The organism is Mycobacterium sp. NPDC050853, assembly GCF_040653875.1.
Lineage (GTDB): Bacteria > Actinomycetota > Actinomycetes > Mycobacteriales > Mycobacteriaceae > Mycobacterium.
On the sequence record NZ_JBFAGW010000004.1, the window covers coordinates 419,006 to 434,785 of the forward strand.

Below are 15,780 nucleotides of genomic sequence, written 5' to 3' on the forward strand. Positions count from 1 at the left end.
AAGACGAGAGGCTATGACCCTTTGGGTGGCCAGACGAGCAGCAAGGGAGTCACCCCCCTGGGGGCTGTGCGCCTCGTATGCGGGTGTTCGCGCCGCGCGCATACCCTAGTGTGCGGACGGATTCGAAGCCGTCAGAATCGACTGTGGGGCTTGTCTTCTGATTGCGCAACGGCCTGTCTTTCATTGTCTCGGCACAGATTTCACGCGGTGGAGAGTGCGCCGCGGCAGGGAGGAACGCAACCTGCCGCGGCGCACTGGGTCACCGGCTTCTCGGCGCGGTGTCCCATTCGGGCGGATAGGCCGGATCGGCCACCACCTTGGTTGCTTCTCTCTCGTATCCCCAGCCGGGCGGATACACGGGCTCAAACCGCTGTTCGAACAACTGGCGCTGTTCCATCAGCCTGCGTGGATCCTCTGACCTGCAGGTGCCGTCTTGGTCGATCATGCGGGCACCGACTCACTTTTGGCGTACGGGTTCTGAATTGGGGTGGCCTTCCAGCCCTCGGGAGTTATTACTCCCCTGGCGTTCGGGGATGGGCTCGTCGCTTCCCATTCACCTTCAGCGGCCTCGCGCAGCTTCTCGCGCGCTTCGGCGATCGTGCACAGCGACAGGAACGGCGCGGCACGGAACCACGGCGAGTTGCGGTGCCTGCCAGTCGTGTTGAACAGTGCCGAGGCATTTGTGAGTTCCACGTCAGGCCCGGTGCACAGCAGCGCCAGATCGCTGAGCTGTGTACAGAACCAGCCTCCAGCCCTGCTAGGAGGGGCAATCAGACTAAAATCTGTTGACTTGCAGCCAAACTGGGCGACCAGGCTGCCGATCGCGGTCAGTTTCGCTACGTGCTCATCGATTGATTTCCATGCGGCTAGCTGCTCGGATGTTGCACTAGCCAAGAATGACTCGGCATCCACCCCTGGCGGAACCAGCGCCAGCGCGGTGACCAGCGCCGTAGCGGACCCGTTGAACGCAGGTCGCAGCGAATCGATTATCTCGTCGGCCGCTCCGTCGTTGAGAGCGTGCGCGAACAGCCTCGCGGCCCTGCGGTCGAACATCACAACCAGTTCCGACTTGAACACCGAGACCTGACGGGCGTTGGCGGCTGCGGTGATTGCGTCGTCGAGTTCTTGCCCGGCCAGCTTGCCGCCTGCAACGTCTTCCACGAGCTGGGCGATGGCATCGCCACCTGCCTGGATCGCACCGAGCCGGCCAGCGGCGGCCGCGATATCGGTAAGGGCCGCCGGCGCTGCGACACCACCACTGGACAGCTGGTCGAGGAATGCGCGGCAGTGCCTCATGCCGAGGTAGGGCGAACCTAATGCGGGGATGGTCAATTGCTTTGTCCTTTCGAGTGTTTCTTGTTTCGGCGGCTCCCGGCCGCCAGCGTTTGGGGTGCCTGCTCGGCATCAAGGTCGTCCGGGTCGGGGATCAAATACCCGCCACCGCCACCGGTGGCGCAGTGCGCAACCCGGTGCGAGGGATAGGGGTCATCCTTGGAGGCGCTGTGGTGGTGCCTCTTGCCGCACAGGGGGCACTTGATCTCCACTGTGCGGGCGCCTGCACCATTTCGGCTTACGCGGACGATCTGAGCCATCGAGGGGGCGGCAGGCTCGGCGGGCGCCACCGGCTGGGGGTCCGGTGCGGTCAAGCCCGCGATTACCTCCATCGCCCGCATCCACTGAGCCCTCTTCGTGGCCTCGTCGAAAACATCATCGAAGTGGCCGCGGTCGAGGAGGTGGAGCATCTTGCGGGCGTCGGCGCGAGTCATCACCGCGGTCATGCCGCATCCCTATCTGTTTTGGCGTGGCATATCTCCTGGTCAGGGGACTCTGACACGGATGTCACGGATGTCACGGATAAATCGGAAGACAGGGGCGAGGTCATGCGGCCTCCTCGAATACGTCGACAGCTTCCTCATCTGTGAGGTACCTCGTCCAGGCGTCACTGAACTGCCCCTTGACATACCCCCGGAACCTGCCACCCCGAACGTCCCGCAGTTGCTTGGACTCGATCCCGTAGTCCCTGAGTATTGCTGCTATACCCCGGGGGTCGAGCGGCATGCCCTTCTGGCTTACCCCCCACGGCGACTCCTCAAGGCGATTCAGTTCCCCGAGTAGCTGAGTCGTCGACAGCATGGTGTCTTTCCCGTACACACTGCGCACATCGCGCAGTAACCGCACTCCCATACTCGGGGTACGTGCCTTCGATGCTGCGACCATTGCCACCGCGGACCCGCGGGCAGCAGCGGGCCAGTCGCCCCCGGCGAGGTCTGCGACGGCGAGTAGTGGCTCCCATATATCGGCATCACGGTCTTCGACACCTTCAGGCATATCGGGCCAAGTCTCACGTGCCGTCTGCCTATGGGCGGTGGTCCACTGCTGCAGGCGAGTGAATAACGCCTCGCCCTCGGGGCGGTTGATCCTCGCGCGCCACGGCTCCACCTTCTCGTCCGGCTTTCGGCGCCTCATCCTCACGATGACACTGCGTGTCATGATTGTGTCCGGCAGATCGTTCAGGCCCGCCAGCGCGACAGCGCAGTACGCCGGGATCTCCTCTGTCTCAACAGTTTTCCCCCGTATAACACAGCGCCCCGCCACCGCACCCTTGCGATGGCCTGCGTTGAGCATTCCGCGGATGTCCTCGTTGTCCTTCGCCTTCGGACCGAAGACGGTGTCTATCTCGTCGTAGAAGACAGTCGGAGCACCTGCTGGGTCACTCACCTTCCGGAACAGATATGCGGGGGTGCAGTTCACGGCATGAACCGCACGCGGCACCAAGGGCTCTGCTACTTCGAGTGCTCTGGTCTTACCCGACCCCGGCTCTGGTGACACGAACAGGATCCGCGGTGTCGACTCCCATTCATCCATCAGGTGCGTGTGCACAATCCAGAGGACGTACGCGATCCGTGCGTGACGTGAGGGGAACGAGATGAAGCGTGACAGGTAGGTCTCAACTTCGTTGAGCAGTTCCCCCCCGTCTTCTGATTTATCCGTGACATCCGTGACATCTGTGTCAGAGGCCCCCATATCTACCTCGCCCCTGTCTACTGATTTATCCGTGACATCCGTGTCATCCGCGTCACGGATGACGAAAGGGGGCGGTGCTACCACCTGATACTTGCCCATCAGGTTGATGTGTAAGCCTTTCTCGACATGCCTGCCTGTCTCGGTGGCGACCTGTTGGGCGCTCATTGACGAGGCCCGCCACTGACCGAACTCCACCGCATCGGAGAACTCGTGGGGCGGTACCGGCCGGGTGTCGCCGCTGCGCCCACATAGCCGCACGAACTCTGCCTGCAGGGTCGCCAGGGCGTACTGGTGCAGATCACTCGTGAGGCAGCCGAGCCGGTGCATGACAGCGATCCGGGTGGCCTGTGCGACCAGCCAGGGGTGCCTGCCGCTGGGGTTGTCGACCTTCCAGCCTTCGATCGTCTTGATGGCATACGAGCAGGGGTTATCGGTGTACGTCCACTCGGCGGGTGCTGAGATCTCGGCGGCCGTGGATGCGCCGACCCGGGTGTCGTCGTCGACTTCGAAGATGCCTGCCTCGGTGAGGCGTTCGTCCAGTTCTTCAAGGGACAGCGGACCGCCCGTGTCGACGGTGTAGGTGACGGGGACGGGTTCGCGTTTGCAGTTCCTGGTGCCGGGGAGCCGCATGACGCGCGGCAGATCAAACACCGAATCCAGCTTGACGCCTTGCCCTCTGGCGACGGCGTGCACCAGGCGCCCGAACCGCAGCAGCAGCCTGGCGGCCTGTGCCCGCGTCTCGTTATCGACGATCTGGCCGTCCTCTATGGGCCAGTACGGCTGCAGTCCGTGGCCGCTGGACACGATGGCCGACGGCCTACTACCAAGCAGGCCCGAGAGTGCGTTGATGACGACGTGGGCTTGATCGAAGTCGCGGCACGCACCATCCTTGATATCGATGTCGGCCCACACCGCGGCGAGCCGGGTTACGTCGGGCGCCGACCCGCGGCCCTTGTTCCTGCGTACGGGGCCGGTGACGGGGTTGACCGAAAACCAGTAGTTAGCATCATCGTCCGGGGTGAGGCCCGGAGCCTGGTCGGCGGTGATCACCGAGGATGCGAAGACTCCGCTGGCATCGGTGCAGACGGCGACGTGTTCGTCTGGGGCGTAGCCGAGGATCTGGAGCAGGTCGGGGAAGCTGGTTTCGGTGAAGATCACGCGACCGCCCTCAAGGATTCACGTTCAGGCAGCCGGGCCGCGCGCAGCACTGTGGCGATACGGTCGCGCTGCGCGACAGTCAGCGGTGGGCATTGAGCCGCAGCGTGTTTGGCCGCCGAACAGATATCCTGCGAATTCGCATCCGCCGCGCAACGTGAAGCATCAGCACCACGCGGGGTGTCTTTGATTGCTGCAGTTGAAGTGCCGGGCCGGTGCCAGCGGCCCGGTAGTTTGTGCTCCGGGGTCATCACGCAACGGCACCGCCGAGACGCTGTGAACGCGTGTCGATCTTGCCGCGGTCAGGCGTCGCCAGTTCACTTCGGCCCACATCGCCTTGCCCTACAGCCTGATCTGCGCATAGGCCGCGGACGTACTCCAGGATGCTCTCAGCCGTGATGAATGCGCGAGCACCAATGTTTACCCGGGTCAACAGCCCCTGGTTGATCAGTTCATACACCGTGGTGCGGCTGATGCCACCGAGCACCGTGCAGCATTCAGGAATGGGGGTGAGTATCCGCTCTGTCTCGTCCATGGCTCCGCTCTTCGATCGTATTCGTGCGTACAAGCCGACGTTCGTGCCTGTACGTACTGTCTACGGGCAGAGGCGCATTCAACGAAAGGGACCGTGACACCCTTACGAACACAGACTCGCGGGCCATTCCGCCGGCGCCGTCCTCGTAAGGGACGACCGAATCACGCTGAGGCTAGGCCCGGTCCATCAACCATCGCCGTGATGCCAACGGAAGCCGACCGTTGCCGGATCGAACCGCCGAACACCTCGGCCTGGCGAGTGCAGCACCGGCGTACAGAGGGTGGCGATTACCGCACGTCTCTGCGCTGTCGTCAGCCTCGACCATGCATCATCCACGTCTTTTGCGGCGACGATTACTAACGGCGACGATGACCCCGCAGCAGCCAGTTTGTTCTCAATCTCGTTCAGCCGGTCGCCGACTCGGTCGTTGGCGATGCGGAACTGATCGCGGGACATGATGCCGTCGGCATAGTCAACCGCTAAGTCGTCGAGACGCTTGCGCAACACATCAGCTTCGGCCATGAGTTGGGTGGAGTTGGGCAGACCCTGCGGCTTCCAGAGCTCTGCCGCGTCGGGCCGCTTCAGCACCTCGACAATGGTCGCCTCGACATACTCGTCGACCGGCATGGCACGACGCGACACGTGCCGATTTGACCGGCAGCGGTACATCGGATAGTCCCCCGCCGCACCGCCGCGGTGCACAGTCATGTCGCACACGCCGCACACGGCCAGACCGGTAAGCAGACCCTTGCCGCCTACAGGTGCGCGACGGCGCGACGGGTCGGCGAACAGCTTCGCCACCGCCCGCCAGGTCGGCTCATCGACGATCGCGGGCCACTCGGCGGTGCCCACGATGCCCAGCTCCGGATTCTTGCGCATCTCGTCCCGTTCCGCCTCTGGCCGATGGCGCCGCAGGCCGGCGTACCGCGGGTTGGAAAGGCAGTCGCGCACTACCGCACGCCCCCATTCGCTGGCCTGCTGCGGCGGGGGTATTCCAGCCGTATTCCACGACCGCGCAACTGCAGCAATCGATTCCCCAGCAAGGATCATTTCGTAACCCTGCTTGATCAAGGCTGCTTCGTCTGGCCGTACCGTCACTCCATCCTGCTCGTATCCAAACGGGCGTCGCCCACCGACCCGGCGCCCCTGCTTGGCCGCCTGGGCGACCGCGGCGCGCTGTCGTGCCGACTTTCGTTCGACCTCACCCTGCGCCACAGACGCGAGCAGACGCGCTACCAGGCGCCCTCCGTCGTTACTGGTATCCACCGAATCGGCGGCGGTCACAATGGCCGCACCAACCGCTTCGCACCGCGCGAGCACCGACTCAAGTTCAGCCAGTCGCCGCAGCAGTCGATCCATGTGCCGGGCGACGATCACGTCGACACCGCCACCGTCCACCGCAGCCATCATCGCCTCGAATTGTGGGCGCGGCTTGCGTGACAGTGCAGATACATCGTTGTCGACGAACTCGCCGACGATCACCCAACCGCGTTGCTCAACAAGGCGTTTGCACTCTTCACGCTGGCGCTCGATACCGTACGCGTTTCCATCGCGATCCTGCGACTGGCGTAAGTAAATGGCAACTCGACGGGGCTTGGTGTTGTCACGGGCCAGCATAAGAGCTATCGTACCCGACATCTGCTATCTTGTCGTCCATGCAACGCGCAAGCAGCGGTCCAAGGCGCGAACACTGATAAGGCCGCGCTCCATGGCGTTGCGTAGCGGCTCCATGACCACTCGCGAGGGCCGGAACTCCTTGCGTAACAGCGGACCCGGGGCATCAGCGTTGACCCGAAATCCGTACGCCGACCATCGAAGCGCCGCGCGCTCGCGGGCCAGCGTGACGCGCTCACGTACCAGCGCGGTGCCCTCAGTGTCATCGTTGAGGGCGTTTTGACTGACCGGGTGCATCCTTACCCGAAGGTCCACCCGATCAAGCAGCGGCCCCGACAACTTACCCAAGTAGCGTCGGCGCAGCGGCGCGGCGCACGTGCAATCACGTGGGTTCGCCGGAGCGCATGGGCACGGATTAGCGGCCAGCACCAGCTGGAACCGAGCCGGGTAGGTGACCACGCCGTCGCGCCGGGCCAGCCGAATTTCACCGTCCTCCAACGGTGTACGCAACGCCTCCAGCGCCGCCGTGGACAGCTCGGCGCATTCATCGAGGAACAACACACCTCGGTGAGCCCGGCTCACCGCACCAGGTTTGGCAGTACCGGAACCGCCGCCGACGAGCGCGGCGACACTCGACGTGTGATGCGGCGCGACGAACGGCGGTTGGGTGATCAGCGGCTGCCGCGCCGTCAACAGGCCCGCCACCGAATGGACGGCCGTCACCTCGAGCGCCTCCTCAGCAGAGAGTGGCGGCAGCAGTCCCGGCAGCCGTTGCGCGAGCATGGTTTTCCCAATGCCGGGAGGCCCAGTCAGCATGAGGTGATGCGCACCGGCGGCCGCCACCTCGACAGCGAACCGCGCATCAGCGTGGCCCACCACATCCGCCAGGTCCGGACTATCAACCTGCTGCCGAAAGCTCCACTGCGGCACCGGTTGGAGCTCGCCCGCACCAGTCAGCCATGCCGTGACCTGGCGTAGGGTCTGCGCCCCCAGCACCTCGATACCGTCGACCAGACCCGCCTCCCCCAGATTCTCATCGGGCACCACCACCGTGGGCCACCCGTCACGTTTGGCGGCCAGTACCGCCGGCAGCACACCACGCACCGGGCGTACGCGTCCGTCGAGCGCCAATTCCCCCAGCAGCAACGTCTTCTCCAGACGCGTCGGCGGTAGTACCTTGTTGGCCGACAACACTGCTGTCGCCAGCGCGAGGTCGTATAGTCGTCTAGTACGCTGTTAAACATGCTGGCTGTGATCTATACACGTATCAGTAAGGATCGTGCGGGTAGTGAGCTCGGTGTGGAGCGTCAACGCGAGGACTGTATGCGGTTGGCCGACAGCCTCGGTTGGACGGTAGTAGAAACGTTCTCGGACAACGATATTTCGGCGTTCTCAGGCAAGGCACGACCGGCCTACGAGGCAATGTTGGCGGCGCTAGAAGCCGGTAAAGCACAAGCGGTGATCGCATGGCATACCGACCGATTGCACCGGCGACCGATCGACCTGGAAGGTTTCATCGAACTGTGCGAGCGCAAGAAGATCGACGTCCGGGCGGTCACGGCAGGCACCTTGGATCTGTCCACGCCCACCGGCAGGGTGACTGCCCGCTTGCTCGGAGCGATGGCCCGCCATGAGGTCGAGCACTTGATTGAACGGGCCAAGAGCGCGAAAAAACAAGCCGCCCTTGACGGTAGGTTCCGGGGTGGTCGGCGCGCGTTCGGATACGAGACGGACGGGCTACGTCTACGCGAGCCAGAAGCCGAGGCCATCCGCGCCGGGACACAACGCGTTTTGAGTGGGGTATCGCTGCGCCAGATCGCACGAGACTGGAACAGTGCCGGGTTGCGCACAGCCTTTGGCGGCAAGGAGTTCACGTCACGCGAAGTGCGCACCATCTTGTTGCGACCTCGCAATGCCGGAATCACCCTGCACGAAGGCCAGCACGTCGGGCAAGGCCAGTGGGAAGCGATCATCGACACCGAGACGTTCGCCGCGATAGAGGCCCTGTTACGTGACCCTACGCGCGCCAAACACATCAGCTATGTCCGCAAGTACCAAGGCTCCGGGGTATACGTGTGCGGCAAGTGCGGTGCCCGGATGGGCAGTGCCTCCCAAGTCGGTTCAAAACGCAAAGCCGATTGGCGCAAGGTCTACGCATGCAGCCAGGTTAAGCACCTTGCGCGTGTGGCCGAGTACGTCGATGAATATGTGAGCGAGCACGTCATTGCCCGTCTCAGCGACCCCAATGCCCGTCAAGTCATCCTGGGTGCCGAACCCGATGTGAGCGCCCTACACGCCCAACGGGAGGGCCTGCGAGTGCGTCTGGACGAACTGAGCGCCTATTTCGCTGATGGCAGCATCGACGGCCCGCAATTGAAACGTGGCACCTCCGATTTGCAGGCCAAGCTAGCTGTAGTGGACGCTGAACTTGCGTCGATACGTTCGTCGTCGGCAGTAGCCTCGATCCTGGCAGAGGATGATGTGCGCGCAGCGTGGAAGAATGTGCCACCTGATGTGCGGGGCAAGGTGATTGACACGTTGATGACTGTCACGATCCTGCCTGTTGCGCCTGGCAGACAACCAGGCGGCGGCTACTTCGATCCGACGAAAATCCAGATCGTATGGAAGTAGCCTAGCCCGACACGGCGTGGTGTTGATAGGCGCCGGACTGGCGAAGTTGCCGAAGCGAGACTAGTGCAACCGATTTCGGGTGCGCTCCCTTAGTCTTAGTGCTTGTTGGCATGGCTCACAACGGCACCCGTATACCTGGTAGGCGTGCAGGGTGCCGTGCAGGTCATCGGGCACCGATTTGTTGTCAGCACTGTGCAGGACGCGGCGACGGCGCACCGCGTTGATCGTGCGCCCTAAACGGCGGGCAGCTTCGGCAGCCGGTAACGACTTGTCTACTGCGATCGCAACCTCAGCAGCGGTCCATTCCCTGCCGTGTTCGGTGGCGTGATCGGCGCTGGTGTCGGGTCGGCGGTAGCGGTGTCGAATGTCTTTGACTGCCGCGACCGAGCGCCCCAACCGCTGCGCGGCTTGCGCAGTGGACAGCGACGCGTTTAGCGCCACCGCCAACTCTTCCGGTGACCATTCCCGCCACGGACGCTCTGCTGCCACTGCGCCACCGAGGTACTGTCGCCGCGCCCACTTCACCGCGTTCTCAGTACATCCGAGCCTTTGCGCAGCTTCCCGGCGCGGCAACGACCGATCTAACGCCACCGCAAGCTCATCGGCGGTCCAACGATGCCGCGCCCCCGTATCGACACCAGCACGGGCTAGTTCGGTGTGTTCGGCTTGTTTACGCGCGTGGTAGCGCGCCTGCTCGGCCCCACGGCGTGCCTGTACACAATCGGCGCATCGGCACCCGTACACCTGATAGGCGCGCGTACTACCATGCAAACCCTCGGGAACCGGCTTACCCCGCAACCGCATAACGGCTCGCCGCTGTTTGACCGCCGCCACCGAACGCCCCAACCGTGCCGCTACTTGCGCGTTCGACAACGACACATCAGCAGCCACCGCAAGCTCACCGGCAGACCAAGCACTACTCATCAACCACAGAATCTAACCCCTAACCAGCCAACACAACCCGCTCACCGCACCAGCCGAAAGCCGCCAGCCTCGGCAACCAGGGCCAGAGCTGGCTGCCTCGGGTACACGGAGCATCTGAATTAGTAGCTGGACCTCGGTTAGACCTCGGTTCCATAACCGTTACTGACGTCTGGGTCGACATATTGCCAGGTGGCAGCAGGTCACTAACCCGGTTCGCCCGCCCCTTGCGCCGAAAAATCTAAGACAGCAAACAAATATTTTTGCCCTTTGTGTGGACATAAGCTGGTCTTGTCTGCCATGCTCCCAGGAATAGCTACGCGCGTTCTCCGCGTGGGGCAAGGAGTGGGAGGGTCTACCCAAGATGGCTATGAGTGACCGTTGGCGCATGTCGCCAGGTTTGCGCAGGGTATCGGCAGTTGTAGCGATTGCGGCCCTTGCTATTGGCGGGGCGAAGGTCGCTAGCGACCACACCATGCCCGGCACAGGTTTTTCCACTGTCCAGACCGCCGCTGCCGATCCCACAGGCCCCACAGGCGGACCCGGCGGCGACGGAGGGATGAACGGAGGCCAATTCTCCCCGCCTCAAATGCCTGCGCAGCAGCCCGATTACCAGGGCGGCATCAACCGGCCGCCCCTCAATCAAGACAACGGTGTGTCCATCTACAACAGCGGCACCCCGCAAGCACCTCAGCAAGGTGGTCAGCAAGGCGCGCAACAACAGCCAGGCAATCAGCAACCGATTCACGGGACGCAGCCGCCGGACTACCAGACCGCCACCCCCTACACCGAAGGCCCCGGCCAGGCCAACCCCGACTACCAAGCACCACAACAGGGCAACCAGCCACAACAGCCCCAACAGGGACAGCAGCAGCCACAACAACAGAGCCAAGCGCCCACACAGACCCAACAACCCAACAACAATGATCAACAGCAAGACCAGCAGGACCAGGAAATGCGGCAGCAGTGCGACAAACAGGCCCAGTACTACGGCAACGTTGAGCAATACCGCAGCGTCGCATCAACCAACGCAGGCGGCGCCGGAAGCGTCTTCCAGCAGCCCAGCCGCCACTGGGCACCGCCCGGGCAATGCTGCGTCACCGACGAACAAACCGCACCCCAAGACCAGCCACAAAACCAGAACAACAAACAAGCCAACAACCGCAACAAAGAAGACCAACCCACAGAACCCAAACAAACACCAACCCCAACGAAATCAACAGAACCCAAAAAGGATTGCACTCCGCCTGGATTTACCGAACATCCGCTGGAGCCTGAAGGCCAGAGATCTGCGAATCACGGGCCTCGAACTAACAAGCCGGGTGATCCTGCTGGCGTTCAGTGGATCGTTCTCCATACAGAAGGACTCGAGCCGGGGAATCCAGAAGGCCGTACCGCTGCAAATCTCGCGAATGGGTGGCTCAAGAATGAGGCAGGAGGTCTCAGCTATCATTTTGCTCTCGACAACACTGATGTCTTTGACGTGGTCGATACAGCTTTAAAATCGTACTCCGCCTTTAGTTTTCCGAATGACCATGGCATCCACATCGTCATCGCAGATGCCCGCGAGTATTGGACTCCTGAGCAATGGATAGAGAAGATGGGAAACGCTCTAGACGTAATGGCATATATTTCGGTCCGTGAAGCATTAGCCAATGGCATTCCTGCGAAAGTTCTCACCGCTGATGAGTTGAAGCAGGGCGAGAAGGGGATCGTTGATCATAATTTGATTAACGAAGCATTCTGGGAGCGAATTAAGCAAGAAGATAAGGCTACAGATTCAGATCGCCACTTCGACATGGGAAAAAACTTTCCCTGGGACTCATTCAAAAATTCCGTAGCCAAATACGGGCAGTGTCTGGCAAAATAGACCCGACAGCGGGCATTGGACCACTGGGCTTCGCAGGAGGATTTTATGGAAAGAAAACTGAGTAACAAGCTTGGCGTTTGCCGGACTCTAATGGCTGCGACCACCCTAGTGATTTCACTGACAACGGCTGGATGCGATTTTAGCCCTGGCGGCGATGCGCCAGCATCCGCAAGTACAAGTACAAGTGCGCCGAGTCAATCATCAGATTTGCGGGCAAAGACTAACGATGAACTAACCGCATTAATGCCTCCAGCTAGTGATTTTCCGAACAAAGTAACAATTGATAAAGGTCCGCGGACTATTCCAGAACTCGGCAAACCAACCGCACCAAAGGATCCTTTGGCCTGCGGCGAAAATGCATTGGGATACTTCCTGGCCTATCGGGACCTGGTTGTGACATACAATGCATCATCGCCCAATGGTTGGATTTCCGTTTCTATAGATCGGCAGCTTCCAGGTCCTGACTACGTGAATAGTGTGGACGCTTACGTCAAGAAATGTCCAGAATACACTCCCCGCCTTGATCGAGAAGTACCCGCTATGAGGCAGGAACTAACTCCCGTACCGCAGACCTCTGCAGAGAGAACGGTTGGCGTGAAAACTGCTAAACAGACTAGTTACGTAGGATATCTTCGCGGCATTATCGTCTCGGTAACCTGGCAGGGCGATGCAGGCGATACAGCCGCAAAGCTGTTCGAATCCACTCTTGACAATACTAAGAATGCTAAGTAGTTCGCCTGCTATGCCGACTTCAAGACTTTCGAATTTATTGGCACAGGCCACGCTGTGCACTTTAGCCATTAGCGGCTGCGCCACCGATTCGGTAGATAAAGGCCGGGAGTCGACTGACTTTTCGAGTATCTCTGGTCAGTTGGTGTCCCCGGGGGCGTTGACGGCGAATGGTGAGCAGGATGCGCCGGTGGGGGGTTGTTTGAATTTGGGTGGTTCAGTGGTTGATGCGAAGCCGGTTTTGGTGAATTGTAGTTCTGTGGCGCACGCGTATAGGATTGTTCGCCGGGTGAATCAGCCTCAGGAGTGCGGGGATGCCGATCATTCGTATTTCTTCAATTCGAAAGCAACTGGCCCGTTTGCGGTGTGTTTGGATTTGGCGTGGGATGCGTCGTCGTGTTTGAGTTTGGGACAGCCCGTCAAGAAGGTGTCGTGTGATGATCCGCAAGCGCCGAAGAAATACAAGCCGCTGAAGGTGATCGTTGACACCATGGGGCTAGATGGGTGCACAAGCGGTGGGTATACGCATCCTCAGCGCCGGTTCACGGTTTGTACACAACCGGAGACGTAGCACCACCGCCAGCGGCAAGGTTGCTGCAGGCTTGGACACCCGGGGCGAGGAACCCTCGACGACGCCAGCATGTTCGGATCGCGTTATTAGTCTTCGCCGGGATGGCTATGGCGTTAGTAGCGCTAGGGTGGTTTGCGCCGAACACAGTGATGGGCTGGGTATTGTGGTTCACCGGCACAGTTCATGCGGGTGCGGCGGATTGGACTATGCGGATCGCGGTCGCGACTGTGCTTGCGATAGCTACTAGGTATGCGCTGGGGCGTGGCATTGACTGCCTGACTAGCTGTACTGATGTCAGCAATACCCAGGGCATGACAGATTTAGAGTTGGTGCAGTCGCGGCGGATGGTCGCACCCTTCCGCCGTGCGCGACCATTCTCTGCGACGATATTTCTCACCTTCGCGGTATGGGGGTTAATTGCGACTGCCGTATTGGCTATACGCCCAGTTGAGTGGCCGGGAAAACCGTTACTAGTTAGTGACTGGGCTGGTCGCGCAATTTTGGAGCACTATTTCGTCGGGAACGGCGCAACCTGGATCATTGAGAATGATTCTGCCTGGTCACAATACATGATGAGGAACAATTTTTTAGCGCACAGCGTCGCGGCACATATGTCGCGGCAGGTGGAAAGATTTTTATCCGAAGACGGCTCACCGGAGGGTGGTATATCGAAATTTTCTGAGCGTTTCTCAGTAAAAATCGATAATGGTGAGGATGCCATCGGATATCAATACCTACACATTCCCTACCCAGACGCCGGCGATTTCGAATTTAACGGCACATTGAATCTAACGCCCCACACCGACGGCTCGTTCCGGGTTGCCGTTCATGCACGGTATGTCTGGAACGACATAATTCGTACCAATATTGGCTACAGGTCCGATATCAAGAAATCGGCTCTGGCGTATCTGCTGTCCTATGGCCGGGCTGCTCCTTACATAATTCACATAGCATGGAACGGTGACACCGTGTTCGAGTTCGACAGGCGCGGCACCATGACCGACGCGTACGGGTACCCCTATCTGTGAGCTGCAATTTTACCGAAGAGAGAGGGGGCGCTGGCCGAGCGAGGCGTGCGCTAAGAACGTTTGAGGGCCTCCCCCCACCCCCCCTTTATTGCCCGTAAGGCCATTCACGGAGAGCGTTACTACGGCATTCTTTCGGCCAGGCACAGGGATAAATCCCATAGTTATGCAACTCGGGATCTTCCGGGCCGTCTTTTGCCGTGACATATCCGCGTTTGGCTTGGCTCGGGTATCCAACGATCCGGAATGGCTTTCCGCTACTGCTGTACACATTGACCGTTGACTTGTCATCGAATGAAAACGTCAGGTGGTAGTCGATGTCTGTGCCATAGAAGGGCGCGATCATCATTGCGTTGAACCCGACAGATTCGCCTTTTGACAGGGTGACGGTTCTCTTACCCAGGTAATGGACCTTGGTAGGTGCACCCTCGTCGTCCTGAATACGGGCATTGAGGTCTGGCGAGCCGAAATCAATCGCGAAGTCTTCCTTACCACCCGCGCCCTGCGGAACAGCATAGTAGACGGTTCCCGCTGGTGGAGGCCGCTGTGCGTCGATCACAGCTTTGATACCCGTTATTCGGACGGGGTTGTTGTGCAGACCTGTAAGGGTAAATGAGATTCGCGATGAGACTTGCGATGTTTGGGAGTGATGGTTGAAGGGCATTGCGGTATTGACAACCTGCCGATCAGTCGGTTGTCCGGTGTTCGCAATTCCTCGTGTCTGTCCGGGTGGAATATCAATCTCATCGCTCGATAGCCACGAAGGCCAATCCGATGGCCCCTGGTCTAGATAGACCCGCACTGCCGGAGTTCTGCTATCCATAGAGTTTTTGTCTTCGGCGATGCGGCGCTCATTGACGACGGCCTGCTTCGCGCCGTAGTAGTGCTCGTAGAACCACGTTCCCGTAAAAGCTGCGATAACAGCGAAAACAATGCTGACTAGGACCACACGCGAGGCGGAGCTAAGTAGGTTCCTAGCCCTTGAATCGGGCTCCCCGTGACGCGGCATCCGTACCCCCTAAACCTGACGACAACAGCGTGAACACACACTAGCCCGCTAGCTGTACGCGCAAGCAGTCAAGCGCCATCGAAAATGCAGTTCTTCCGAGCCATGCCAAACTCTCCGAGCTACCCGTCCATGGCAGGCCAGCAAGTCGAGCGGCAGTGTCCATCAGGGGTAAGGCCCATCTAGCAGCGCCTAGAACGCATGAAAGCCGCAATCCAAGTCATCGAAAACGAATACGCCGACCGCATCCGACAACTGCCCCACACCACACCCATTCCCCCAATGCCCGATGTGCCATCTGAACCGCAAAAGATGCTGCGCACCCTGCCCTCCGGTGAACTCGTTTTCGACTACGAACCCACCGACACACCACCTCAAACCTAAGAACCGCTGACAGGTGCCCTATCAGCCGTTTGGCCAGAGAGAGAGCGAGCGCTGGCCGTGATAGGCGTGTTCCGGGCACGTTTCGAGGCACCCCCCACCCCCCTAAGGCTTACGGGGTCTCGTTGAATAGCTTGGCGGGTGGAACGGGGCCTGTTTCATGCTCCATCGGAGCAACCGAATCGCTGATGCAGACGTGTGTTGAGCCCTTTGGCAGCGCGGCGCGCCGGGGATTGCAGATGGCGGGGTAAATTATTTTTCTGGGCTAGTGTTTGTCATTGTCCACACTTAGCTCACAGCTTGTACACAAGCGTTGGA

General features: G+C 60.5%; 13 protein-coding genes and 2 pseudogenes. 6 read left to right on the forward strand and 9 right to left on the reverse strand.

The window, feature by feature from the left end; genetic code table 11:
• Positions 1-259: 259 nt before the first annotated feature.
• The 7 genes and pseudogenes from AB0H22_RS16685 to AB0H22_RS16715 all read right to left on the reverse strand — a co-directional run.
• On the reverse strand, positions 260-445 hold the full coding sequence (locus AB0H22_RS16685) for a hypothetical protein (RefSeq protein ID WP_358147349.1): 186 nt from the start codon (positions 443-445) through the stop codon (positions 260-262).
• The gene (locus AB0H22_RS16690; RefSeq protein ID WP_358147351.1) at positions 442-1,332 is read right to left on the reverse strand and encodes a hypothetical protein; all 891 of its coding nucleotides are present in this window, start codon (positions 1,330-1,332) and stop codon (positions 442-444) included. The genes AB0H22_RS16685 and AB0H22_RS16690 overlap by 4 nt, the downstream gene beginning before the upstream one ends.
• Positions 1,329-1,778 (reverse strand): hypothetical protein, encoded by a 450-nt coding sequence (locus tag AB0H22_RS16695; RefSeq protein ID WP_358147353.1) that lies wholly within the window; start codon positions 1,776-1,778, stop codon positions 1,329-1,331. The genes AB0H22_RS16690 and AB0H22_RS16695 overlap by 4 nt, the downstream gene beginning before the upstream one ends.
• Positions 1,779-1,878: 100 nt before the next feature.
• Positions 1,879-4,182 carry a DUF3631 domain-containing protein gene (locus tag AB0H22_RS16700; RefSeq protein WP_358147355.1) on the reverse strand — a complete coding sequence of 768 codons (2,304 nt, stop codon included), beginning with the start codon at positions 4,180-4,182 and terminating at the stop codon, positions 1,879-1,881.
• Between the two features lie 247 nt (positions 4,183-4,429).
• Positions 4,430-4,714, reverse strand: a complete 285-nt coding sequence (locus AB0H22_RS16705) for a helix-turn-helix domain-containing protein (RefSeq protein ID WP_358147357.1) — start codon at positions 4,712-4,714, stop codon at positions 4,430-4,432.
• Between the two features lie 186 nt (positions 4,715-4,900).
• Positions 4,901-6,331, reverse strand: a complete 1,431-nt coding sequence (locus AB0H22_RS16710; protein WP_358147359.1) for a recombinase family protein — start codon at positions 6,329-6,331, stop codon at positions 4,901-4,903.
• Positions 6,332-6,367: 36 nt separating this feature from the next.
• Positions 6,368-7,549, reverse strand: a pseudogene (locus tag AB0H22_RS16715) (YifB family Mg chelatase-like AAA ATPase); the annotation flags it as partial.
• 21 nt (positions 7,550-7,570) lie between these two features.
• Between AB0H22_RS16715 and AB0H22_RS16720 the strand changes: the two are divergent.
• On the forward strand, positions 7,571-8,959 hold the full coding sequence (locus AB0H22_RS16720) for a recombinase family protein (protein WP_358147361.1): 1,389 nt from the start codon (positions 7,571-7,573) through the stop codon (positions 8,957-8,959).
• 60 nt (positions 8,960-9,019) lie between these two features.
• Here the strand turns inward: AB0H22_RS16720 and AB0H22_RS16725 are convergent, their stop codons facing one another.
• The gene (locus AB0H22_RS16725) at positions 9,020-9,883 is read right to left on the reverse strand and encodes a hypothetical protein (RefSeq protein ID WP_358147363.1); all 864 of its coding nucleotides are present in this window, start codon (positions 9,881-9,883) and stop codon (positions 9,020-9,022) included.
• A 361-nt stretch (positions 9,884-10,244) separates the two neighbouring features.
• Here AB0H22_RS16725 and AB0H22_RS16730 point away from each other — a divergent pair.
• The 4 genes and pseudogenes from AB0H22_RS16730 to AB0H22_RS16745 form a co-directional block, all read left to right on the forward strand.
• Positions 10,245-10,949 (forward strand): annotated as a pseudogene (locus AB0H22_RS16730) (hypothetical protein); the annotation flags it as partial.
• A gap of 846 nt (positions 10,950-11,795) precedes the next feature.
• Entirely contained in the window at positions 11,796-12,482 is a 687-nt protein-coding gene (locus tag AB0H22_RS16735) for a hypothetical protein (protein ID WP_358147365.1), read from the forward strand.
• A 187-nt stretch (positions 12,483-12,669) separates the two neighbouring features.
• On the forward strand, positions 12,670-13,050 hold the full coding sequence (locus AB0H22_RS16740; protein ID WP_358147509.1) for a hypothetical protein: 381 nt from the start codon (positions 12,670-12,672) through the stop codon (positions 13,048-13,050).
• Positions 13,051-13,151: 101 nt separating this feature from the next.
• On the forward strand, positions 13,152-14,078 hold the full coding sequence (locus AB0H22_RS16745; RefSeq protein ID WP_358147367.1) for a hypothetical protein: 927 nt from the start codon (positions 13,152-13,154) through the stop codon (positions 14,076-14,078).
• Between the two features lie 85 nt (positions 14,079-14,163).
• On the opposite strand, the gene AB0H22_RS16750 is transcribed toward AB0H22_RS16745, so the two are convergent.
• Complete coding sequence (locus AB0H22_RS16750) at positions 14,164-15,024, reverse strand: hypothetical protein (RefSeq protein ID WP_358147369.1); 861 nt, start codon at positions 15,022-15,024, stop codon at positions 14,164-14,166.
• 258 nt (positions 15,025-15,282) lie between these two features.
• Between AB0H22_RS16750 and AB0H22_RS16755 the strand changes: the two genes are divergently transcribed.
• A complete protein-coding gene (locus AB0H22_RS16755) occupies positions 15,283-15,465 on the forward strand; it encodes a hypothetical protein (RefSeq protein ID WP_358147371.1) in 183 nt (60 codons plus the stop codon).
• The last annotated feature ends 315 nt before the right edge of the window (positions 15,466-15,780 follow it).

Coding starts and splice junctions, on each gene's coding strand:
- AB0H22_RS16745 (WP_358147367.1), top strand. CDS start 13,152: ATGGCTATGGCGTTAGTAGCGCTAGGGTGGTTTGCGCCGAACACAGTG.
- AB0H22_RS16695 (WP_358147353.1), bottom strand. CDS start 1,778: ATGACCGCGGTGATGACTCGCGCCGACGCCCGCAAGATGCTCCACCTC.
- AB0H22_RS16720 (WP_358147361.1), top strand. CDS start 7,571: ATGCTGGCTGTGATCTATACACGTATCAGTAAGGATCGTGCGGGTAGT.
- AB0H22_RS16705 (WP_358147357.1), bottom strand. CDS start 4,714: ATGGACGAGACAGAGCGGATACTCACCCCCATTCCTGAATGCTGCACG.
- AB0H22_RS16710 (WP_358147359.1), bottom strand. CDS start 6,331: ATGCTGGCCCGTGACAACACCAAGCCCCGTCGAGTTGCCATTTACTTA.
- AB0H22_RS16735 (WP_358147365.1), top strand. CDS start 11,796: ATGGAAAGAAAACTGAGTAACAAGCTTGGCGTTTGCCGGACTCTAATG.
- AB0H22_RS16755 (WP_358147371.1), top strand. CDS start 15,283: ATGAAAGCCGCAATCCAAGTCATCGAAAACGAATACGCCGACCGCATC.
- AB0H22_RS16725 (WP_358147363.1), bottom strand. CDS start 9,883: ATGAGTAGTGCTTGGTCTGCCGGTGAGCTTGCGGTGGCTGCTGATGTG.
- AB0H22_RS16685 (WP_358147349.1), bottom strand. CDS start 445: ATGATCGACCAAGACGGCACCTGCAGGTCAGAGGATCCACGCAGGCTG.